15 protein-coding genes are annotated in these 22892 nt (G+C 72.8%); 11 read left to right on the forward strand and 4 right to left on the reverse strand.

Annotated features, from left to right (window positions below; all coding sequences use genetic code 11):
- Window positions 1-59: 59 nt before the first annotated feature.
- Window positions 60-2864 carry a lysylphosphatidylglycerol synthase transmembrane domain-containing protein gene (locus NGF19_RS04145; protein ID WP_252422248.1) on the reverse strand — a complete coding sequence of 935 codons (2805 nt, stop codon included), beginning with the start codon at window positions 2862-2864 and terminating at the stop codon, window positions 60-62.
- Between the two features lie 185 nt (window positions 2865-3049).
- On the opposite strand from NGF19_RS04145, the gene NGF19_RS04150 reads away from it, so the two are divergent.
- The 5 genes from NGF19_RS04150 to nudC all read left to right on the forward strand — a co-directional run bounded on the left by NGF19_RS04150 (window position 3050) and on the right by nudC (window position 13305).
- Window positions 3050-3418 (forward strand): MGMT family protein, encoded by a 369-nt coding sequence (locus NGF19_RS04150; RefSeq protein ID WP_252422249.1) that lies wholly within the window; start codon window positions 3050-3052, stop codon window positions 3416-3418.
- Window positions 3419-3738: 320 nt separating this feature from the next.
- Window positions 3739-7044: an ATP-dependent helicase gene (locus NGF19_RS04155; protein WP_252422250.1), complete on the forward strand. Its 3306-nt coding sequence runs from the start codon at window positions 3739-3741 to the stop codon at window positions 7042-7044.
- Between the two features lie 164 nt (window positions 7045-7208).
- Window positions 7209-10817: an ATP-dependent helicase gene (locus NGF19_RS04160; RefSeq protein ID WP_308288445.1), complete on the forward strand. Its 3609-nt coding sequence runs from the start codon at window positions 7209-7211 to the stop codon at window positions 10815-10817.
- A gap of 10 nt (window positions 10818-10827) precedes the next feature.
- Window positions 10828-12231 carry a dipeptidase gene (locus tag NGF19_RS04165; RefSeq protein ID WP_252422252.1) on the forward strand — a complete coding sequence of 468 codons (1404 nt, stop codon included), beginning with the start codon at window positions 10828-10830 and terminating at the stop codon, window positions 12229-12231.
- Window positions 12232-12351: 120 nt separating this feature from the next.
- Window positions 12352-13305 carry an NAD(+) diphosphatase gene (nudC, locus tag NGF19_RS04170; RefSeq protein WP_252422253.1) on the forward strand — a complete coding sequence of 318 codons (954 nt, stop codon included), beginning with the start codon at window positions 12352-12354 and terminating at the stop codon, window positions 13303-13305.
- A gap of 103 nt (window positions 13306-13408) precedes the next feature.
- Here the strand turns inward: nudC and NGF19_RS04175 are convergent, their stop codons facing one another.
- Window positions 13409-13666 carry a mycoredoxin gene (locus NGF19_RS04175; RefSeq protein WP_252422254.1) on the reverse strand — a complete coding sequence of 86 codons (258 nt, stop codon included), beginning with the start codon at window positions 13664-13666 and terminating at the stop codon, window positions 13409-13411.
- A 199-nt stretch (window positions 13667-13865) separates the two neighbouring features.
- Between NGF19_RS04175 and NGF19_RS04180 the strand changes: the two genes are divergently transcribed.
- From NGF19_RS04180 to NGF19_RS04195, 4 genes are all read left to right on the forward strand, one after another.
- Window positions 13866-16064 carry an ATP-dependent DNA helicase UvrD2 gene (locus NGF19_RS04180; RefSeq protein WP_252422256.1) on the forward strand — a complete coding sequence of 733 codons (2199 nt, stop codon included), beginning with the start codon at window positions 13866-13868 and terminating at the stop codon, window positions 16062-16064.
- A 165-nt stretch (window positions 16065-16229) separates the two neighbouring features.
- The gene (locus tag NGF19_RS04185; protein ID WP_252422257.1) at window positions 16230-16547 is read left to right on the forward strand and encodes a hypothetical protein; all 318 of its coding nucleotides are present in this window, start codon (window positions 16230-16232) and stop codon (window positions 16545-16547) included.
- A gap of 176 nt (window positions 16548-16723) precedes the next feature.
- A complete protein-coding gene (locus NGF19_RS04190; protein WP_252422258.1) occupies window positions 16724-17092 on the forward strand; it encodes a WhiB family transcriptional regulator in 369 nt (122 codons plus the stop codon).
- On the forward strand, window positions 17089-17412 hold the full coding sequence (locus tag NGF19_RS04195; protein ID WP_252422259.1) for a putative WhiB-interacting protein: 324 nt from the start codon (window positions 17089-17091) through the stop codon (window positions 17410-17412). Before NGF19_RS04190 ends, NGF19_RS04195 begins: the two co-directional genes overlap by 4 nt.
- 127 nt (window positions 17413-17539) lie before the next feature.
- Here the strand turns inward: NGF19_RS04195 and NGF19_RS04200 are convergent, their stop codons facing one another.
- Both NGF19_RS04200 and NGF19_RS04205 read right to left on the reverse strand, forming a co-directional pair.
- On the reverse strand, window positions 17540-19009 hold the full coding sequence (locus NGF19_RS04200) for an ABC1 kinase family protein (RefSeq protein WP_252422260.1): 1470 nt from the start codon (window positions 19007-19009) through the stop codon (window positions 17540-17542).
- Entirely contained in the window at window positions 19002-20240 is a 1239-nt protein-coding gene (locus tag NGF19_RS04205; RefSeq protein ID WP_252422261.1) for a TOMM precursor leader peptide-binding protein, read from the reverse strand. The genes NGF19_RS04200 and NGF19_RS04205 overlap by 8 nt, the downstream gene beginning before the upstream one ends.
- Window positions 20241-20453: 213 nt before the next feature.
- Between NGF19_RS04205 and NGF19_RS04210 the strand changes: the two genes are divergently transcribed.
- Together NGF19_RS04210 and NGF19_RS04215 are read left to right on the forward strand one after the other, a co-directional pair.
- Window positions 20454-21050 carry a M48 metallopeptidase family protein gene (locus NGF19_RS04210; protein WP_252422262.1) on the forward strand — a complete coding sequence of 199 codons (597 nt, stop codon included), beginning with the start codon at window positions 20454-20456 and terminating at the stop codon, window positions 21048-21050.
- A 131-nt stretch (window positions 21051-21181) separates the two neighbouring features.
- On the forward strand, window positions 21182-22891 hold the full coding sequence (locus tag NGF19_RS04215) for a TerD family protein (RefSeq protein ID WP_252422263.1): 1710 nt from the start codon (window positions 21182-21184) through the stop codon (window positions 22889-22891).
- The last annotated feature ends 1 nt before the right edge of the window (window position 22892 follow it).

Genomic DNA, 22892 nt, shown 5'->3' on the forward strand with positions numbered 1-22892 from the left:
CACACGCCCGTTCGCGTGAGACCGCTGCTTGGTCGACGCCTCCTGTCGGTCGACGCCTCCTACAGCGCGCCCTTGCGCGTCAGATGGTTGAAGAACAGCCACCCCGGCAGCACCGGCAGCCACAGCGTCAGAAGCCGGTACATGAGCACCGCGGGCGCCGCGACCTCCTTCGGCAGTCCGACGGCGATGAGGCCGACGGTCAAGGTGGCCTCGACCGCGCCCACGCCACCCGGGGTCGGCGCCGCCGAACCCAGCGCGTTGCCCGCGAGGAAGACGACCGCGACGCTGGCCAGGCTCAGCGTGACGTGCTCCTCGTACCCGAACGCCCGGATCGAGGCGTCCAGGCACATCACGAAGCACGCGGTCAGCAGCAGGATGCCGCCGATGCCGGTGATCAGCTTCTGCGGCCGTTGCAGGACGTCGAGCATGCGCGGCACGACACCGGCGAACAGCGACCGCACGCGCGTGACGACGAACTTGCGCAGGAACGGCACGGAGGTGACCACCAGGACCAGCACCGCGACCGTGAGCAGCCCGGCGATGACCGTACGGGACGGCGACAGGGACGGCGTCTTCTCGGTGCCCGTGAGATAGCCGAACGACAGCAGCATCAGGATGTGGAAGCCGAGCCCGGCCAACTGCGACGCGCCGACACTCGCCACCGCGAGCCCCGGTCGCACGCCCGCGCGCTGGAGGAAGCGCGTGTTCAGGGCGACACCGCCGACCGCCGCGGGCGCCACGATCTTCACGAACGACCCGGCGACCTGCGCGGCCACGGTCCGCGGGAACGACACCCGCTCGGGGACGAACCCCACGAGCTGCATCGCCGCCGCGACATAGCTGAGCGCGGCGAAGAACACGGCCGCCGCCACCCAGCCCCACTGGGCATGGGCGAAGAGCGTGCCGAACTCGATATGGGTGAGCTGCGTCAGCAGGAAGTACGCGCCGATGGCACCGGCGATGAAGCTGATCAGCGTGCGGGGCCGCACCCGCTCCAGGCGGGCCGGCTGGACCGGCGCCTGCGGCCGGATCCGGAGCACCTGGTGGCGGATCTGGGTGAGCAGATCCTCCTCGCGCGCGCCTTCGAGGGCCTCGTCGATCGCCCGCTTCTCGGCCCGCTGCTCGGCACGCAGGGCCTTCTTGTCGGGCTTGTCCGGCTTCTTGTCCGCCTTGTCGAGGGTGACCCCGCCGCCGCTCTCGGGGGCCTCCTCCAGCCTGGCCTGCTTGGCCTGCCGGGAGGCCTCCAGGACCGCTTCCCGCTCCCGGTGCGCCCGCTCCCGCGCGAGCCTCCTGAGCGTCGCGCGCGTGGCGCGTGTCAGCGCGATCGGCTGGAGCAGGGGCAGGCATCCGGCGATCGCGTCCGGGCCGAAGACGCCGACCGCGGAGGCCACCGCCCGCTCGGCACCGACCCGCAGCCCGAGGGTGGTCAGCAACTGCGCGATGTCCATCCGCAGCACCAGGTCACCGGCGGCGATCTCACCGCCCCGCAGATCCGTCAGGACGACGGCACCGGAGGAGTCCACCACGAGGGCGTCACCGGCGAGCCGACGGTGCGCGATACGCCGTGACTGCAGCGCCCGTACCTGCTGCCAGGTGTCGTGCAGCAGCTCGTCGGTGATCTCGTCGTCGGCGAGCTGGTCGAGCGTCCGGCCGCCCGTGTGCTCGTAGACGAGCATCACGGCGTCCGGACCCAGCTCGGAGGTCGCGATCAGCTTGGGCGCGTTGGCGCCCGCCGCGATGGCCGCGTAGGCGAGGAGTGCCTCCTGCTCCAGCGCCTGGCGCAGCGACTGGAGGCTGCGGCGGGGGGTGGTGATGCCGCGCAGGGTCAGCCGTTGCCACAGCCGGTAGAAGAAGCCCTGGGCCTGCTGCTCCCGGTCCACGACCGTGACGTCGAGGGGTGGGCCGTCCTCCAGGGTGACGAAGTAGCGGCGCCCGCGGTCGCCGTTGTCCGGCGTGTCGTGGGCTTCCTTGCGGGCCGCGCTCACCGGGCGGAAGCCCACGGTGCGCAGGCCCGCCATCAGGGTCCGGCCGGTGGGCCGTACGTTCGGCGAGCCGACCGCGTACAGCGTGCCCGCCGCGACGCTCCAGCCGATCAGCACCGTGAGGATGATCGAGAACGGTGTGGTGTAGCCGGTGACCAGCATCGAGAAGGCGTCGAGCAGCAGCACCACCCACAGCACGGCTCGCCAGCGGGGTCTGCGGGACATGCCCACGGCCGTCATGTAGGCGATGACGGGCGCGAGGTATCCGTGCACCGGGTCGGTCAGGGCGTGGATGTCGGAGGGGGAGGGCTGGGTGAGCGCCTCCTGGATGGAGCGCGGGGCGGCCCGCGCGACCCACAGGTCCGTGGCGAGGGTCACGCCGTGCGCGAGGACCGCCGCGAGGACGCCGTCGGCGATGCGCAGCCCGTCCCGCTTGATCATCCGTTCGATCGCGAAGGCGACCGGGACCAGGAGGATCGCGATGCTCGACGCGAGCCCCGCGAGCTTGATCAGCAGATCGGGCGCCTGACCCGTGCCCTTGTTGATGTCCTGTTCGAGCCCGGAGGTGGTGCCGTGCGCGAAGGCCGCGACGGCGAGCACGACGACGATCCCGAGGACGCCCACCAGGAGGCGCATCAGATCGGAGGGCCGGTGCACGCGCGCGGGGAGCAGCGGCTCGTCGCCCTCCACCTCGTCGTTGCGCGGCCCGTCGTCGTGGGGTCGGTCGCAGTCCTCGTCGGGTGCGGTACGCCGTTCGGTGCGCGCCGCCCGGTGGGCCTTGCCCTCAGCGGTGTTCCGGGCCGGGTTCGCGGTGGTGTCCGGGCGCGACGAAGCCCCAGAGGTGCCCTCCGCGCCATCGGGGTGCACGCCCTGCTGCTTCATCGCCTCTTCTTGATCTCGAATCACCAATCACCGCCCGCACGATGGTGGCATGTCGACCCGACACACGGGGGCATCAGGGTGCAAATGCGGGGGCGCACAGTCTGCCCGAAGCGCTGCGCCGGGGCGAGGGCCGTGTTCGGCCGCTGACCGTTCCATTGTCGGTGGGGTCGGGCAGTATGGGGCGAATGAGCGAGCAGAGCCGTGCGGTGGACGTCCTGCCGGAGTACGCGGAGCGGGTGCTTGACGTGGCCGAGCGCATCCCGCCGGGGCGTGTCATGACGTACGGGGACGTGGCCGAGTGGCTGGAGGAGGGCGGCCCGCGCCAGGTGGGCAGCGTGATGGCCCGCTACGGAGGGGCGGTCCCGTGGTGGCGTGTCGTCCGCGCGGACGGCGTGCTGCTCCCGGGCCATGAGCTGGACGCGCTGGGCCACTACCGTGAGGAGGGCACCCCGCTGCGCGGGGCCGGCCGCGCCGCCGAGGGGCATATGCAGCGCCTCGACATGAAGCGGGCGCGCTGGGACGGCGGCGACGATCGCGCGGACGGTCACCCGTGACGGCTCACGGCGCCGGATCCGGGCCCTGTGTCGGGCCCTGCGCCGGGTCCTGTACGGGAGAAGCGGGGCCCGCCCGCGGCATGCCGTATGTTCGTGCGGCAGGGGACCTGAGCGGTCCGACGGGAACGGTGGAACGGGGAGAAGCCCTGCTTCCGCGCCGAGTCCGGGCGTAGCGTCGACGGCGCGCACAGCCCTCATCCCGAGGTCACCGCCCGCCCCGTGCGACGGCCCACGCGTCCGTCGCCCGACGACCACCCTTCGACGACGGCGCTCTGCGCCGGCAGTGACCAACGGCACGACCACCAGGACCGGCGAACCACGTGAGCTCCTCTTCCTCCACCAGGCGCCCGCCGCACAGCGAGCTGCGGCAGGGGAGCCATGGCGCTTACCGTTTGGTGCGTACCCCACCGGGCCGAGTGGACCCCCCTCGTCTGGACGCAGGACAGCGCGCGGTGGTTCATCACGAGGCCGGCCCGCTGCTCGTGCTCGCGGGCCCCGGCACGGGCAAGACGACCACGCTCGTCGAGTCCGTGGCCGCCCGGATCGCCCGCGGGGACGACCCCGAGCGCATCCTGGTGCTGACGTTCAGCCGCCGGGCCGCCGTCGACCTGCGCGACCGGATGGCGCTGCGCACCGGCACGGCCCACGCCCCGCGAGCCACCACGTTCCACTCGTTCTGCTACGCCCTGGTCCGCGCCCACCAGGACAGCGACCTCTTCGTCGAGCCCCTGCGGCTGCTGTCCGGCCCCGAACAGGACGTCGCCGTGCGCGAGCTGCTGGCCGGGCAGCCCGAGCTGGAGCGACTGGGCCTCGCGCATGTGCACTGGCCGGACGAGCTGCGCGCCTGCCTGACCACGCGTGGCTTCGCCGACGAGGTCCGCGCCGTGCTCGCCCGCAGCCGTGAACTGGGCCTCGGACCCGAGGCCCTGCGCCGCTTCGCCGAGCGCATCGGCCGCCCCGACTGGCAGGCCGCGTCCGCCTTCCTCGCCGAGTACCTGGACGTCCTGGACCTCCAGGGAGCGATCGACTACGCGGAACTCGTCCACCGCGCGGTCCTGCTGGCCCACCGCCCCCAGGTCGCCGAACGACTGGCCGCCCGGTACGACGCGGTCTACGTCGACGAGTACCAGGACACCGACCCCGCGCAGGTACGACTCCTGCACGCCTTGGCGGGCGGCGGCCGGACCCTGGTGGCCTTCGGCGACCCCGACCAGTCGATCTACGCCTTCCGGGGCGCCGACGTGGGCGGCATCCTGGACTTCCCCCACGCCTTCCCGCGCGTGGACGGCACACCGGCGCCCGTCGAGGTCCTCGGCACGTCCCGCCGCTCCGGCGCCGCCCTCCTGGCCGCCACCCGGCTGCTGACCCGGCGCATGCCGCTGACCCGCCTTCCGGCGCGGAAGGCGCGGGAACACCGGGAGCTGGCCGCGGTGCGGGTCGGGGGCCGCGTCGAGGTCTACACGTATCCGACGCCCGGTACGGAACTGGACAACATCGCCGACATCCTGCGCCGCGCTCATCTGGAGGACGGCGTTCCCTGGGGCGAGATGGCCGTGCTCGTACGCGCGGGCGCCCGGACGATCCCGGTGGCCCGCCGCGCCCTGACGGCCGCCGGGGTCCCGCTGGACATCGACGGCGACGACCTGCCGCTGCGCCACGAACCGGCGGTGACCCCGCTGCTGACGGCGCTGCGGGCGGTGGCGAGGGGAGCGGCGTCCGGCCCGGACACCGACCACGCGGCGCAAGCGGGCCCCTGGCTCGACACCGAGACCGCGCTCGACCTCCTCGCCTCCCCGCTCGCGGGGCTGGACGCGGCCGACGTACGCCGCCTCGGCCGCGCCCTGCGCGAGGAGGAGCGGGCCGCGGGCGACCCCGCACCGCCGCCCTCCGGCGAGCTGCTCGCGCGAGCGCTCGCCGAGCCCGAGCGCCTGGTGGTGCACGACCCGGCGTACACACGCGGCGCCCAGCGCCTCGGTGAGCTGCTCCGCAAGGCCCGCGAACGGCTCGCGGGCGGGGGCACGGCCGAGGAGGCCCTGTGGGACCTGTGGGACGGCACTCCGTGGCCCAAGCGGCTGGAGGCGGCCTCCCGGCGCGGCGGCGCCGCGGGACGCAACGCCGACCGTGATCTCGACGCCGTGTGCGCCCTGTTCGCGACGGCCGCGCGCGCGGAGGAGCGCACCGGCGGCCGGGGCGCCCTCAACTTCCTGGAGGAGATCGAGGCCCAGGACATCGCCGCGGACACGCTCGGCCGCCGGGCGGTGCGCCCCGACGCGGTGCGCCTGATGACCGCGCACCGCTCCAAGGGCCTGCAGTGGCGCCTGGTCGTCGTCGCGGGCGTCCAGGAGGGGCTGTGGCCCGACCTGCGCCGCCGCGGCTCCCTGCTGGAAGCCGACCGCATCGGCCGCGACGGCCTCGCCGAACCCCTGCCCCCCGGCGCCCTGCTGGCCGAGGAGCGACGGCTGTTCTACGTGGCCTGCACACGCGCGCGTGAGCGCCTCGTCGTCACCGCCGTGAAGGCCCCCGCCGACGACGGCGACCAGCCCTCCCGCTTCCTGGCCGAACTCGGCGTCGAACCCAAGGACGTCACCGGCCGCCCGCGCCGTCCGCTGGCCGTCGCCGCGCTCGTCGCCGAGCTGCGCGCCACGACCGTCGATCCGCGCGTGTCCGACGCGCTCCGGGAGGCCGCGGCCCGCCGCCTCGCCCGGCTCGCCGCGCTCGCCGACGAGGACGGCCGGCCCCTGGTGCCGGCCGCGCACCCCTACCGCTGGTGGGGCATGTGGGACGCCACCGAGAGCAAGGTGCCGCTGCGCGACCGTGACCGGCCCGTCGCGCTCTCCGGAAGCGCCCTGGAACAGCTCGCCGACACCTGCGCGCTGCAGTGGTTCCTGGGCCGCGAGGTGAAGGCGGACACGCCGACGACCGCCGCCCAGGGCTTCGGCAACGTGGTGCACGTCCTCGCCGACGAGGTCGCCTCCGGACACACCCCCGCCGACCTCGCCGTCCTCATGGAGCGCCTCGACTCCGTATGGAACGCGCTGGCCTTCGACGCGCCGTGGAAGTCCGCGCAGGAGAAGGACAACGCACGCGTGGCGCTCGAACGCTTCCTGAAGTGGCATGTGATGGACCGCGCCGGGCGCACCCCGGTGGCGAGCGAGCACGACTTCGACGTCACCCTCGAAGCGGGCGACTACGCGGTACGCATCCGCGGCTCCATGGACCGTGTGGAAGCCGACCACGACGGCCGCGCCTACGTGGTCGACTTCAAGACCGGCAAGCAGGGGCCCAGCGCCGCCGAGGTCTCCCGCCACCCGCAGCTCGCCGTCTACCAGCTCGCCGTGTGCGAGGGCGCCGTCGACGAGGCCTTCGACGGCGTGCGCCCCGAGCTGGGCGGTGCCGAACTCGTCCAGTTGCGCCAGGGCGCCGCGAAGAAGAACGGCGGCGAGGCGCTGCCCAAGGTGCAGGCCCAGGAGCCGCTGGAAGGGGAGTGGATAGGCGAGCTGCTGGCCACCGCCGCGGGCAAGGTCCTCGACGAGCGCTTCTCCCCGACGACGGGCCAGCACTGCACGCACTGCGCGTTCCGGGCCTCGTGCAGCGCGCGGCCCGAAGGCCGCCACGTCGTGGAGTGAGAGCGGCGGTGCGACGTATCGGTGCGATGTACGGGTGTGACGTACGGACAGAGTGACGTGCGTACGGGTGTGACGTACCCCACCGCACGCGCTGACCAGCGCTTCCGCCGGTCCGCCGGCGCACGCGGGCCCGGCTGTCGGTGGCCGCCGCTAGCCTCTTCGACGTGCCAGACGCGCCCGCCCGTATCACCGACCCCGAGCAGCTCAAGGAGCTGCTCGGCATTCCGTTCACCCCGGAGCAGATGGCCTGCATCATCGCGCCGCCCGCCCCGCAGGTGATCGTGGCCGGAGCCGGGTCGGGCAAGACCACGGTGATGGCGGCCCGCGTGGTGTGGCTGGTGGGCACCGGACAGGTCGCCCCCGAGCAGGTCCTCGGCCTGACGTTCACCAACAAGGCGGCCGGTGAGCTCGCCGAGCGTGTCCGCAAGGCGCTCGTCCGGGCAGGCGTCACCGATCCGGACGTGATCGACCCGGACCAGCCGCCGGGCGAGCCGGTCATCTCCACGTACCACGCCTTCGCGGGCCGACTGCTGACCGACCACGGGCTGCGCATCGGGCTCGAACCGACCTCCCGCCTGCTCGCCGACGCCACCCGCTACCAGCTCGCCGCGCGCGTCCTGCGCGAGGCCCCCGGCCCCTACCCGGCGCTGACCCGCTCCTTCCCGGACCTCGTCAGCGACCTGCTCGCCCTCGACGCCGAGCTGGCCGAGCACCTCGTCCGCCCCGAGGACCTGCGCGCCCACGACGCCGAGCTGCTGCGCACCCTGGAGGGCGTCAAGCTCAGCAACGCCGATCTGCGCAAGGTCCCCGAGACCGCCGCGGCCCGCCGTGAACTGACCGAGCTGGTCGGCCGCTACCGCGCGGCGAAGCGGGACCGGGACCTGCTCGACTTCGGCGACCAGATCGCCCTCTCCGCGTCCCTCGCGGGCCTCCCCGAGGTGGGCCGCCTGCTGCGGGACGAGTTCCGCGTGGTCCTGCTCGACGAGTACCAGGACACCTCGGTGGCGCAGCGGGTCCTGCTCGCCGGACTGTTCGGCGCGGGCACCGGCCACCCCGTGACCGCCGTGGGCGACCCGTGCCAGGCGATCTACGGCTGGCGCGGCGCCTCCGTCGCCAACCTCGACGACTTCCCCGAGCACTTCCCGCAAGCCGACGGCCGCCCCGCCACCCGTCAGGCGCTCAGCGAGAACCGCCGCAGCGGTGGCCGCCTCCTCGACCTCGCCAACGGCCTCGCCGAGCCGCTGCGCGCGATGCACGCGGGCGTGGAGGCGCTGCGCCCCGCCCCCGGCGCCGAACACGACGGGCAGGTCCGCTGCGCGCTGCTGCGCACCCACGCCGAGGAGATCGACTGGATCGCCGACTCCATCGCCCACCTCGTGCGCACCGGCACGCCCTCCGGCGAGATCGCGGTCCTGTGTCGCACCGCGGGCGACTTCGCGGAGATCCAGGGCGCCCTGGTGGCCCGCGACATCCCGGTGGAGGTCGTCGGACTGTCGGGGCTGCTGCATCTGCCCGAGGTCGCCGACCTCGTCGCCGTCTGCGAGGTCCTCCAGGATCCCGGCGCCAACGCCTCCCTGGTCCGCCTGCTCACCGGGCCGCGCTGGCGCATCGGTGCCCGCGACCTCGCTCTCCTCGGGCGGCGCGCCCGGCTGCTCGTGTCGCACGCGCGCGTGGACGCCGACGAGGACCCGGACCGTCGGCTCGCCGCGGCCGTCGAGGGGGTCGACCCGTCCGAGGTGATGTCGCTCGCCGACGCCCTCGACACGTTCCTCGAACTGCCGATGCGGGCCGGGCGGGAGGACGACGGGCTGCCCTTCTCGCCCGACGCGCGAGTGCGGTTCGCCCGCCTCGCCGCCGAACTGCGCGACCTGCGCCGCTCCCTCGCCGACCCGCTGATGGACGTCCTGCACCGGGTGCTCGCCGTCACCGGCCTGGAGGTGGAGCTGTCCGCGTCCCCGCACGCGCTGGCCGCCCGCCGCCGCGAGACCCTCTCCAACTTCCTGGACATCGCCGCGACCTTCGCCGCCAATGAACCGGGAGCCAGCCTGCTGGCGTTCCTCGGCTTCCTGCGCACCGCCGCCCAGTACGAGAAGGGCCTCGACAACGCCCTGCCCGGCGGCGAGAACACCGTCAAGGTCCTCACCGCGCACAAGTCCAAGGGGCTCGAGTGGGACGTCGTCGCCGTCCCGGGACTGGTCACCGGCACCTTCCCGAGCACCCAGGGCCGGGAGAAGTGGACCGCCCAGGGCAAGGTGCTGCCGCACGCCCTGCGCGGCGACGCCGACACCCTGCCCGACGTCGAGGCCTGGGACTCCCGGGGCCTGAAGGCCTTCCACGACGCCATGAAGGAGCACCAGCTCACCGAGGAACTCCGCCTCGGCTACGTCACCTTCACCCGCCCCCGCTCCCTGCTGCTCGGCTCCGGTCACTGGTGGGGGCCCACCCAGAAGCGCCCCCGGGGGCCCTCGGACTTCCTTCAGGCCCTGTACGACCACTGCGCCGCCGGGTACGGCGAGATCGAGGCCTGGGCCGAGGAGCCGGCCGAGGACGAGGAGAACCCGGCGCTGCGCGAGGACGCCGCCGACCACGCCTGGCCGCTCCCGCTGGACGAGGCGGCCCTCGCCCGCCGCCGGGCCGCCGCCGAGACCGTACTGGCCCACCTGGAGCGGATGAGCACGCGGGACGGCGACGGCCCCGAGGCCGTCCACGACCCGGCCGCGTACGACGACCCGGAGTGGCCGCCCCCGCCGGACGACGACCTCTACGAGGAGGGTGGCTTCCCCGAGGGCGGCGAACCCTACGTAGGGGACGGCCCTCACGGCGAGCACGGGTACGACGAGCTGCCCGAGGAGGACGCCCTCGACTGGGACTCCTGGACGTCCGACCGCCCGGCGGAGCACGCGCGCGTACCCGGCGACGACGGCGCCGCCCCGGTCGTTCCCCGCGCCCGGCGCCCCGAGGCGGACCACGCCCTCACCCCGGAGGAGGCCCAGACGATCGCCTCCTGGGACCGCGACCTCGACGCCCTCGCCGGGGAGCTGCTGCGCGCCCGCGCGAGCGTCACCGACGTACCCCTGCCGCCGTCCCTGACCGCGTCCCAGGTGCTGCGCCTGGCCGCCGACCCCGACGGGCTCGCGCAGGAACTCGCGCGCCCCATGCCGCGCCCCCCGCAGCCCGCCGCGCGCCGGGGCACCCGCTTCCACGCGTGGGTCGAGGCGCGCTTCGAGGAGCTGCGGCTGCCCATGCTGGAGCCGGAGGAGCTGCCCGGGACGGACGCCGAGATCGCCGACGAGCACGACTTGGAGGCCCTCAAGGACGCCTTCGAGCGCTCCCCCTACGCGCACCGCACCCCGTACCGCGTCGAGGTCCCCTTCCAGCTCGCCCTCGCGGGACGGGTCGTACGTGGTCGCATGGACGCCGTGTACCGCGTGGACGACGGCGATGGGACGGGCGGCCACGGGACGGGCGGCGACGGGACGGCCGTTGACGACGGCGACGGGACGGACAGGACGGACGGGACGCTGTACGAGATCGTCGACTGGAAGACCGGCCGCACGCCCGGAGACCCGCTCCAGCTCGCCCTGTACCGGCTCGCCTGGGCCGAACAGCAGGGCGTGCCCCTGGAAGCCGTCAGCGCCGCGTTCCTGTACGTCCGCAGCGGTGAGGTCGTACGCCCCGAGGGCCTGCCGGACCGGGCCGCGCTGGAGCGGCTGCTGCTGGACGGGGCCCGGGGCGGGGAACCGGCGGACCGGGCCGCCGGTGTGGGCCGATAGGCTCGGGGCCATGAGCGAGACCCCGGACAGTGCCGTCCTCACGTACATCGACGACCATCGCGCCGCCTTCCTCGACGACCTCGCGGAGTGGCTGCGCATCCCGTCGGTGTCCGCCCAGCCCGAGCACGCGGCGGACGTACGGCGCAGCGCCGACTGGCTCGCCGACAAGCTCAGGGAGACCGGCTTCCCCACGGTCGAGGTCTGGCCGACCGACGGCGCCCCGGCGGTCTTCGCTGAGTGGCCCTCCGAGGACGCGCAGGCCCCCACCGTCCTCGTCTACGGTCACCACGACGTCCAGCCCGCCGCCCGCGAGGACGGCTGGGCCGACGACCCCTTCGAGCCGGTGATCCGCGAGGGCCGTCTCCACGCGCGCGGGGCCGCCGACGACAAGGGCCAGGTGTTCTTCCACACCCTCGGCGTCCGCGCCCATCTCGCGGCCACCGGCCGCAGCGCCCCCGCCGTCCATCTGAAGCTGCTGATCGAGGGCGAGGAGGAGTCCGGCTCCCCGCACTTCCGCGCGCTCGTCGAGGAGCACGCGGACCGGCTCACCGCCGACGCCGTGATCGTCTCCGACACGGGCATGTGGTCCGAGGACACCCCCACGGTGTGCACGGGCATGCGCGGCCTCGCCGAGTGCGAGATCACCCTGCGCGGGCCCGAGCAGGACATCCACTCCGGCTCCTTCGGTGGCGCCGTGCCCAACCCGGCCACCGCCGCCGCCCGCCTGGTCGCCGCCCTGCACGACGAGCACGCGCGCGTGGCGATACCCGGCTTCTACGACGGCGTCATCGACCTCACCGACCGCGAGCGGGCGCTCTTCGCCGAGCTTCCCTTCGACGAAGAGCGGTGGCTGAGCACCGCCAAGTCGACCGCCACGCACGGAGAGGCCGGACACACCACCCTGGAGCGCATCTGGGCGCGCCCCACCGCCGAGGTCAACGGCATCGGCGGCGGCTACCAGGGCCCCGGCAGCAAGACGATCATCCCGTCCTCGGCGGTGGTCAAACTGTCCTTCCGGCTCGTCGCGGGACAGGACCCCGACCACATCGAGAAGGCCGTCCGCGCGTGGGCCGCCGACCGACTGCCCGCCGGGATCCGGTACGAGATCGTGTTCGGCAGCGCCACCCGTCCCTGCCTGACGCCGCTCGACCACCCCGCGTTGCAGTCGGTCGTCCGCGCCATGGGCCGCGCCTTCCAGCAGCCGATCCGCTTCACCCGCGAGGGAGGCTCCGGACCGGCCGCGGACCTTCAGGAAGTCCTCGGCGCCCCCGTCCTCTTCCTCGGCATCTCCGTGCCGTCCGACGGCTGGCACGCCCCGAACGAGAAGGTCGAACTCGACCTCCTCCTCAAGGGCGTCGAGACCACCGCCTACCTGTGGGGCGACCTGGGGGAGAACTGGCGCCGTGCCGACTGACACACGCGCGGGTCGCACGGCCCCGCGGGCAGGCCGTGCGGCGCGGCACACCACGACCGCCCTGTACGGCTCCTGCCCGTCCCGCTGAGCCGCCACGAAATACCCGCCGCACCGGGGGAGTTGGAAGCACCCGTGACCACCTGGACCGACCACAGCGCCGACCGGCCCATCTCACTCACCGCGCCGACCGGCATCGACCGGACCGCTTACCGCCGGCTCGACGAGCCCTGGCTCGCCGCGGCGTGGAGTCATCCCTCCACCCGCTGCTTCGTGGTCTCCGGCGGTCAGGCCCTCATCGACGAGACGGCCGACGGCCGCACCGAACTCGTCATGACCCCGTCCTTCGAGGCGCCCGTCACGGAGTCGCACCGCTACTTCCTGGGCACCGACGAGGACGGCGTCAGCTACTTCGCGCTCCAGAAGGACGTCCTGCCGGGCCGTATGGACCAGTCGGCGCGCGCGGCGGGCCTGCGCGAGGCCGGACTGCTGCTGTCCCCGCGCGACGCGGGCCTGATGGTGCACGCGGTCGCCCTGGAGAACTGGCAGCGCATGCACCGCTTCTGCTCGCGCTGCGGCGAACGCACCGTCATCGCGGCGGCCGGTCACATCCGCCGCTGCCCGGCGTGCGGCGCCGAGCACTACCCGCGCACCGACCCCGCGGTGATCATGGCCGTCACCGACGACGAGGACCGCATCCTGCTGGGCCGCCAGATGCACTGGCCCGAAGGCCGCTTCTCGACCCTCGCGGGCTTCGTAGAGCCCGGCGAGGCCATCGAGGAGTCGGTGCGCCGCGAGGTCTTCGAGGAGGTGGGCATCACCGTCGGCGAGGTCGAGTACATCGCGAGCCAGCCCTGGCCTTTCCCCTCCAGCCTGATGCTCGGCTTCCTCGCCCGCGCCACCTCCACCGAGATCGACGTCGACGGCGACGAGATCAACGAGGCCCGCTGGTTCTCCCGCGCGGAACTGCACGCGGCCTTCGAGTCCGGCGAGGTGCTGCCGCCGTACGGCATCTCCATCGCCGCCCGGCTGATCGAGCTGTGGTACGGCAAGCCACTGCCGACGAGAAGCGTCTGAGACCTGGTGAGCACCTGAGACCTGGTGAGCACCTGAGACCTGGTGAACAGCGGAAGCCCTCGTTCCCGTAGGGAGCGAGGGCTTCTTGCGCGAGGCGCGCGGGTCAGGCGCCGAGCGCCTGCTTCACCTGGGCGAGGCTCGGGTTGGTCATGACGACCTCGGAGCCGCCCTGGGAGGGAATGACCCGAACCGTGGGAACCGTCTGGTTTCCGCCGTTCGCCTTCTCCACGAACGCGGCGGAGTCCGGGTCGTGCTCGATGTTGATCTCGTTGTACGTGATGCCCTCGCGGTCGAGCTGGCTCTTGAGCCGACGGCAGTAGCCACACCACGTCGTGCTGTACATCGTCACAGTGCCCGGCATGTCGATTGCGCTCCTTCACGGCTTGGGGGGTGCGTGCTCGCTGATGAAGCCCAACGTAGGTGAATGTTCCACTATTCCCGTACCCGACCCCGGCGGATCCGCCAGGTCACGAGTGACGCTTGTCGCATCAGTACGACCGCGTGGGCCTCCCTGTGGACAACCGGCGCACCCGTCCCGGCCGACCTGGCAGCATGGCGGGGTGACAGCAGCAACGCACTCCACCCTCTTCCCGCGGGTCCCGGACTCGGCCGACGCGGTGCTCGAAGGGCTCGACCCCGAGCAGCGCGAGGTGGCGACCGCCCTGCACGGCCCGGTGTGCGTGCTGGCGGGCGCCGGTACGGGCAAGACCCGCGCCATCACCCATCGCATCGCCTACGGAGTCCGCGCCGGCATCCTCCAGCCGGCCAGCGTGCTCGCTGTCACCTTCACCAACCGCGCCGCGGGCGAGATGCGCGGCCGGCTCCGCCAGCTCGGCGCCTCCGGCGTCCAGGCGCGCACGTTCCACTCCGCCGCCCTGCGTCAGCTCCAGTACTTCTGGCCGAAAGCCGTGGGGGGCGGCATCCCGAGGATCATCGACCGCAAGGTCCAGCTCGTCGCGGACGCCGCCGCGGCCTGCGGTATCGGCCTCGACCGCAATGAGCTGCGGGACGTGACCGCCGAGATCGAATGGTCCAAGGTCACCCAGACCGTCCCCGCCGACTACGCCGCCGCAGCCGCCAAGGCGGGCCGCGACGCCCCCCGCGACACCGCCGAGATCGCCCAGCTCTACGCCACCTACGAAGACCTCAAGCGCGACCGCGCCGTCATCGACTTCGAGGACGTCCTCCTCCTCACCGTCGGCATCCTCCAGGACCGGCACGACATCGCGGAGGAGATCCGCGCCCAGTACCAGCACTTCGTCGTCGACGAGTACCAGGACGTCAGCCCCCTCCAACAGCGCCTGCTGGAGCTGTGGCTCGGCGACCGGGACAGCCTGTGCGTCGTCGGCGACGCCAGCCAGACGATCTACTCCTTCACCGGCGCCACCCCCGACCACCTCCTCGACTTCCGCCTCCGTCACCCCTCGGCCACGGTCGTCAAGCTGGTGCGCGACTACCGCTCCTCGCCCCAGGTCGTCCGCCTGGCCAACGGCCTCCTCGCCCAAGCGCGTGGCCGCGCCGCCGAACACCGTCTTGAATTGGTCTCCCAGCGCGCCCCCGGCCCCGACCCCAGTTACGCCGAATACGCCGACGAGCCCGCCGAAGCCGAAGGCGCCGCCCGCCGCATCCGCGACCTGCTCGCCTCGGGGGTGCCCGCCGCCGAGATCGCGATCCTGTTCCGCACCAACTCCCAGTCCGAGATCTACGAACAGGCCCTCGCGGACGCCGGGGTCCCCTACCAGTTGCGTGGCGCGGAGCGGTTCTTCGACCGCCCCGAGGTCCGCAAGGCGGGTATCGCTCTGCGCGGCGCGGCCCGCTTCGGCGCCAACGACTCCCTCCTCGACGACGCCGTGGACCTGCCCTCCCAGGTGCGCGCCGTGCTCTCGGGCGAAGGCTGGACCACCACACCGCCCGCGGGCTCCGGAGCTGTCCGAGAGCGCTGGGAGTCCCTGGCCGCGCTGGTGAATCTCGCCCAGGACTTCGCCGCCGCCGCACCCGGCGCCACCCTCGCCGACCTCGTGGCCGAACTCGACGAGCGGGCGAACGCCCAGCACGCGCCGACCGTGCAGGGTGTCACCCTCGCCTCGCTGCACTCGGCCAAGGGCCTGGAGTGGGACGTCGTCTTCCTCGTGGGAGTCGCCGAGGGCATGATGCCGATCACCTACGCGAAGACCGAGGAACAGATCGAGGAGGAGCGCCGCCTCCTGTATGTCGGCGTCACCCGCGCGAGGGAACACCTCCATCTCTCCTGGGCCCTGTCCCGCTCGCCCGGCGGTCGCCCCAGCCGGAAGGCCAGCCGCTTCCTGGACGGGCTGCGCCCCGGCTCCTCCGCCGCTCCGGGCCGCGCGGCCGCGGCCGGAGCCGGAGGGGTCGTCCGCGGCTTCAGCACGGCCGTCCCGGCCGTCCGCCCGCGCCGCACGGACCGGACCCCGGCCCGCTGCCGGGTCTGCGGGCACACGCTGTCCGACCCGGGCGAGATGAAGCTGATGCGCTGCGACAGTTGCCCCTCCGACATGGACGAGGGCCTCTACGAGCGGCTGCGCGACTGGCGGGCGGTGCAGGCGGACCGCAGCGGACAGCCGGCGTTCTGCGTCTTCACCGACCGAACGCTGATCGCGATCGCCGAGACGGTTCCCGGCGACCCGGGGGAACTGGCCCGCATCCCAGGAGTCGGCGTCCGCAAGCTCAGGCGCTACGGCACCGACGTTCTGGCCATCTGCGCAGGCGGGCCCGGTGCGGGAGAGGACGAGGATGGCTGATACGAACTCGTCGAAAAAATAGTTTGCGCATGCCCCAGCAATCCCCATAGGTTCTTAGCCACGGGAACAGGGGCCTTCTCGAAGGCCCTGATTCCGTGCTGTACTTACCTATCCGTCGGACTGGCTCACCCCGGTCCCCCAAGACGCCGAGAGGAGGCGATTCCAGTGATCAGCATCAACAGCAGCTCCATCAGCACCATCGAAATGATCGGTCGCTCGGTCGTCTCCCCGTGCATGCTCGGCGTCTCCAACCTGGGCACCGGTGTGTCCGGCATTCGTGTCGAGCGTCCGGCGTCCTCCCTGTCTCTCGCGGATCTTCCCGTTGAGCGCAATGAGCGACCGACCAAGGCACTGGAAGCAGTAGCGGCACAGGCCAAGGCCTATGCCTTTGCGGCAGCCGGTGCCGGATTCCGGAAGCAGACGACGCAGCACCACCTGATGTGGGCCTTCCGTGGGCCAAAACCCTGGAGCGATCCAGCCTGATCTCCGATCAGGTCGGCGCCTTCAGGGCCGCGGAACCCCATCCGGGATCCGCGGCCCTTCTGTTTTCCCCGAACCGGGACAGCAGAACGAAGGAGCCTCGGGACAAGAAAAGAACCCGGTACCAAGCCGCCACCCGGTCCCACCTGACCGGAACGACCAGACGAGGAAGACGAACCGTGCAACTCGAAGCGCACGCCCCGTCCGTACCGCCTTCCGAAACGATCCCCCCGCCCGGCCTCACGGAGGACCCCACCTTGACCCCGCTCACCGCGCTCACCGCGCTCGATGACGCCATCGAGAACCTCGGCGTGCCCGTCCCCTGCCGCTCGTACGACCCGGAGGTCTTCTTCGCCGAGTCCCCGGCCGACGTCGAGTACGCCAAGTCCCTCTGCCGCACCTGCCCGCTGATGGAGGCCTGCCTCGCCGGCGCCAAGGAGCGGCGTGAGCCCTGGGGCGTCTGGGGCGGAGAGCTCTTCGTCCAGGGCGTCGTCGTCGCCCGCAAGCGGCCGCGTGGTCGCCCGCGCAAGAACTCGGTCACGGCATGAACGCCGCGGGAACGATCGACCGCCCCCTGACGCACGACCCCGAGAAGCAGGCCCCGATGAAGCCGTCCCTCAGCGAGCCCACCGGTTCAGCGACCCCAGACTTCACCACCTCCGGCGCGAACGCCTCGCGCCAGAACAGGACCCGAGACATGCAACTCATCCCAGAAGCCTTGGCGCGCGCGCATATGCGTGAGCGCTTGTGCGACGCAGAGCAGGAGCGACAGGCCGTGCACCTGGCGGTCGCCCGCCGGATGCAGCGCCGCGCCGAACGCGCGTCGCTGCGCGCCCGTCGCGCGCTCGCCATGGCCGTCATGCAGTAATGGCCGTCATGTAGTAGCCGACGCGTCGGCAGCAGAAACCCCTCGCGGGGGCCGGTCCGCACGGACCGGCCCCCGCGGTGCGTTGTGGCCGCCGGCGCCCAGGGCCCCTCGTAAGGCCCTGGGCGCCTCAGGCCTCCACCGCAGGTTCCTCCGCGCGTTCCACCGTCGGGCTCTTCACCGGGCCCTTCGCTGGTTCCTGCTCCGGCACCTCCACCTGCTCTTCTGCCGGCTCCTCCGCTTGCCCCTCGGCCTGTTCCTTCGCCGCGAGGAAGCCCGGCAGCCACTCCTCCAGTTCGTCGCGCAGGCGGACGGTGGCGCCCAGTTGGCACAGGACGCCGATCGTGCTCAGGGTCACGCGGTGTATCAGGAGGTACGAGGCCGGCAGGTTCAACCGCTTGCCCAGTTGGTACGCGGGGGAGCGCGGGTCACCGATCCGGGCCGCCTGGCTGCGCATCCAGCCCCGGGTGAAGGTGAACTCGTCGGCCTGGGCCGGTTCGATGATCGGCAGGAGATAGTCGAGCACCGCATCCGGGTCCAGCTCGATGGAGTCCTTGACGAAGCCCTCCTCGCAGAGGAGTTCGTACACCGCCCCGGCGTCGCCCTCCAGGGCCATGCGCAGCGAATGGCCGATCGGGGCGGGCAGACCACCGGGCAGGCGGTCGACCGTGCCGAAGTCCAGGACGCCCAGGCGCCAGCTCTCCATGTGGGATGCGCCGTCCGGGCCGGGCAGCAGGCGGAAGTTGCCCGGATGCGGGTCGGCGTGCAGGAGGCCCGTGCGGGCCGGGCCCGAGAAGAGGAAACGGGCCAGCAACTGGCCGGCGCGGTCCCGCTGTTCCTGGGATCCCTCGGCGATCACCTCCGACAGCGGTATGCCGTCGATCCACTCGGTCACCAGGATCTGCTCGCACTGGTGCACCACCGCCGGCACCATCACGTCCGGGTCGTTCGCGAACTCCTCCGCGTGTGCCTGCTGCGCCTGCGCCTCCAGCCCGTAGTCCAGCTCCTCGGAGACCCGGTCGCGCAGCTCCGTGATCAGCGGCTTGATGTTCAGGCCCGGGACCAGGGGGCCCAGCAGCCGGGCGAACCGGCTGAGTTGGCTCAGGTCCGAGAGCAGGGCCTCGCCCGCACCCGGGTACTGCACCTTGACCGCGACCTCCCGGCCGTCGTGCCACACCCCTCGGTGGACCTGGCCGATCGAGGCGGCTGCCGACGGCTTGTCCTCGAACTCCAGGAACAGCGTCTGCCACTCCGCGCCGAGGCGCTCCTCCAGCACGGCATGCACCGCGCGTGTCGGCATCGGCGGGGCCGCCTCCTGAAGCTTCGTCAGGGCGGCGCGGTACGGCCCGGCGACCTCCTCGGGAAGCGCCGATTCGAAGACGGACAGGGCCTGCCCGAGTTTCATCGCACCCCCCTTCAACTCGCCCAACACCTTGAAGAGCTGGTCGGCCGTGCGCTGTTGGAGTTCGCGGCCGACGATCTCCGCGGGCTCGCCGACGATCCGTTTGCCGAGTCCCCAGGTCGCCCGCCCGGCGATGCCGAGCGGGAGCGCGGCGAGCTTGGCGGTTCGGGTGACCGCCTTCCGGGGAAGATCAGACATGCGCCCTCCAAGTCCCTGACGGCCGTGCCGCGTGTGTCCTGCGGACCAGGTTCCTCGGCGGCCGTTGCCCGGCCATTGTCTCGTGCGTCTCCTCGATATCCGGGGTGTGTTCTTCCTTACCTTTCTCCGCCGCCTCGCTCTTTGCCGCGCCGCACCCGCATCCGGCGTGCGCCCACACCGGTCGCGCGTGCCAGTCGAGTCGGGGCACGGACGCCTCCCAGCGTGTCCCCGCGCTGGAGGGTGTCTCGCCGTCGAGGAAGGCGAGCGCGTGCCCGGCCGCGACTCCCGCCACGGCGGTCGCCAGGGCGAGATCGCAGGCCTGGACCGGCCGCGGGTGCCCGGAGCGCCACTGGGCGACCAGCCGTGGCCAGGTGTGGTCCCGGTCGGCGCGCGCCTGGTCGAGGCAGCCCGCGCAGCCTGTCTCGCCCGGCAGGACGAGCGGGCCCACGACCCCCGTGCCCTCCACGACACCCGCGTACAGATGTGGAGTTCCGGAGGAGATCAGCGACTCGCCGGTCAGGGGGTCGGGCGCGTGGACCTGGAGTCCGTCGCGCGGTGCGAGGATCACCAGGGAGTAGCCGGGGTCGGGGCCGCCGCCGGGAGAGCGCTGGGCGGCGCGTTCGCGGCGCGGTGGCCGGTCCGGGGCCGCTGCTCGTACCGCGCGGCGGGCCGCCTCCTCCCTGCGTCGGCCGATCGAGTCGGCCGGCAGACCGCCCGGCGCCACGTCCCAGGGCTCGACGCGGCCCGTGTCGCGGACATCCACCTCGCCGACGCCCGCGCCGACCAGCAGCGAGGCGAGGACGACCCCCACCCGGCCCGCGCCCCGCACCTGGACCCGCAGGGAGCGCCGGGCGGCCAGGCGCCGGGCGGGTTCGCCCGGCGCGCGCGTGATCAGGGACAGCGATGCGAGGTCGGGGCGGAGGCGGTCCAGGACGGCCGCCTTGGCACGGAGGGCAGCGGCCTGAGCGCCACCGCCCGTCGCGTCGTCCAGCAAGCCCGCGTCGGACAGGTTCTCCACCAGCGTGTCGACATGCCCGTCGGGCAGCCCCATGCTTCGGGCCTCCTCGCGCAGCAGCGGCAGACCACGGGTGCCGTCGAGCAGCGTGAGGAAGCTGCCCGTCGCCGTGTCCACGGGGCCCAGCACCATCGCGTGCGCGGGTGCCATGCCGAACTGCACGGTGTTCAGATCCCGCCAGCCGCGCCGCAGCGCGGGCTTCACCATCGGATGCATGACCGGCTCCCGTAGTCAGACGTATGTCCCCGTTCGTCGGAGGATGTTCCGCTCCTTCGACGTCTGCCAGCATGCCGGTGCCGGGGAGGTGCGTGCCGAAAGTTGTCCACAGGTGCCGGGATTCGTCGTACGAATCAAGCACCCGGGGTGTCGATCGGCACGGAACTGTTCGGAGGCGGGACTTCCCCCGTGCCCAGCGGGTAACGTCGGAGTGTGCCCGCCGACCCACTGCACCACGCCGGACAGCGACTGCGCAGCACGACGAGCCGACCGCCGAGCGACGCCGAGGTGAGCCCGGTCGAGGTGCGCAGGAGCACGCGCCGCCGCAGCACGGTCTCCGCCTACCGCGAGGGCGGTCGCACCGTCGTCCTCATCCCCGCCCGCATGTCCGAGGCGGAGGAGCAGCGCTGGGTGACCGTCATGCTCGACAAGCTGGCCGCCCAGGAGAGCAAGCGGTCCCTCGGTGACGCCGAACTGGCCGAGCGCGCCGGGCGGTTGTCGGACCAGTACTTCGACGGGCGGGCGCGGCCGGCCTCCGTCCGCTGGGTCACCAACCAGAACACACGCTGGGGCTCGTGCACGCCGTCCGAGGGCAGCATCCGGCTGTCGCACCGGTTGCAGGGCATGCCCGAGTACGTCGTCGACTACGTCCTCCTGCACGAACTCGCGCATCTGCTCGTACCGGGACACGGGCCGAGCTTCTGGCGGTTGCTGGAGGCGTATCCCCGCACGGAGCGCGCCCGCGGCTATCTCGAAGGGGTCGTCGCGGCGGGCCGGTTGCCCCATCAGCCCCCGTCGCGCACCGAGTAGCGCCGAGCAGCGGAGAGAGACGCGCGAGAGACGGTTGTGTACCGGCTCTGTACCCGCTCCGCCCCCGTCGGGGTTTTGCCGTTAGCCTGGCGCGACGCACTCATATTCGTGATGGGGGACGTTCGTTACGCATGGCCAGGGAATTCCAGCGCGGCCACAAGGCCAGGATCAGCGACCTCACCGCGGGGACGGATCTGTACGTAGGTGTGCAGATCTCAGGGCCCGGACTGACCTTCGACATCAGTTGCTTCGGCCTGGACGCGGCCGAACGGCTCTCGGACGACCGGTACTTCGTCTTCTTCAACCAGCCGAAGACGCCTGAGGAGTCCATTCAACTGCTCGGTCCGCAGGCGGGTGACACGGAGTCCTTCCGTGTCACGCTCGACAGGATCCCGCCGCAGATCCAGAAGTTGTCGTTCACGGCGACGCTCGACGGCGGCGGGCAGATGTCGCAGATCGGGCCCGGATACCTACGGATCGTCGCGGGCGGCGAGGAGGTCGCCCGCTACCCGTTCAACGGCTCGGAGTTCACCACCGAACGCGCCGTCATGCTGGGCGACTTCTATCTGAAGGACGTCTGGCGGTTCGCCGCGGTCGGCCAGGGCTTCGACGGCGGACTCGACGCGCTGCTGAGGAACTTCGGCGGTGAGGTCCTCGAGGAGGAGACGCCCGCCCCGCAGCAACCGCAGAACACCGCACCGGGGTTCGCGCCGCCCGCCCAGGCCGCCGCGCCCCCCGCGTTCGCCGCACCGTCCGCGCCCGCCCCGCAGCAGCCCGCTCCCGCCCCGGCCCCGCAGCAGCCCGCGCCTGCCCCCGTACCGCCGCAGCCGCAGCCCGCCCCGCCGCTGGACGCCGCACCGCACACTCCGGCGCCCGCGCCGTCCGTGCACGCCGCGGCCACCATCGTCGCGCCGCTGACCACCCCGCCGGGCGGGACCGTGCCGCCACCGCCCCCACCCCAACACCCCGCGCCGTACCAGCAGCCCCTCGGCCCGCCGCCCGGATACGGCGCGCAGCCACCGGCCACGACGCCTCCGGGGCACGGGCAGCAGCCCCCGCAGTCCGCCGCATACGGACAGCCGACCCCGCCTCCCGGCTACGGGCACCCGGCCCCGTACGGCCAGCCCCCGGGACAGGCGCCCTCTCCGTACGGCGTCCCCCAGGGCGCCCCGGAGGGCGGTGCCGGTGTGGCCGCCGCGCTCCAGGCATTCAAGGAGACGCCCACCGGGCAGCGGTGGACGCAGCAGAACAAGAAGCTCGTCCGCGTCGACCTCGGCATCGGCGGTCAGCCCGTGCTGGCCCAGCAGGGCAGCATGGTGCTCTACCAGGGCAAGGTCGACTTCGGCTACAAGGGCGCGGGCTTCGTCGGACGGATCACGGGCAACGCGACCGGCCAGGAGATGCAGCTGATGCGCTGCACGGGCCAGGGACAGGTGTTCCTCGCCGATGACGCCACCTATCTGCACCCCATCGAGCTGCAGGGGGAGGCCATCTGCGTCTCCGCGCAGAACGTCCTCGCCTTCGACGAGTCCCTCCAGTACGAGGTCCGGCGCATCGAGGGACACGGCATCCCCGGCGGCGCCCTGTTCACCCTCCAGTTCCAGGGGACCGGCACGGTCGTCGTGAAGACCCACGGCGCGCCCGTGGTGCTGCCCGTCACCCCGACGACGTTCGCCGACTGCAACGCGGTCGTCGCCTGGTCCGCCGCGGCGCAGGTGATCGTCTCCAGCCAGGTACGGATGCGTCACAACGCCTACCCCGGGGACACCGGCGAGAGCGTGAACCTCCAATTCCGCGCCGCGCCCGGCAACTTCGTCGTCGTCCAGCCCTACGAGGTCTGAG

The sequence above is a fragment of the Streptomyces macrolidinus genome, from assembly GCF_023887685.1.
Classification (GTDB): Bacteria; Actinomycetota; Actinomycetes; order Streptomycetales; family Streptomycetaceae; genus Streptomyces; species Streptomyces macrolidinus.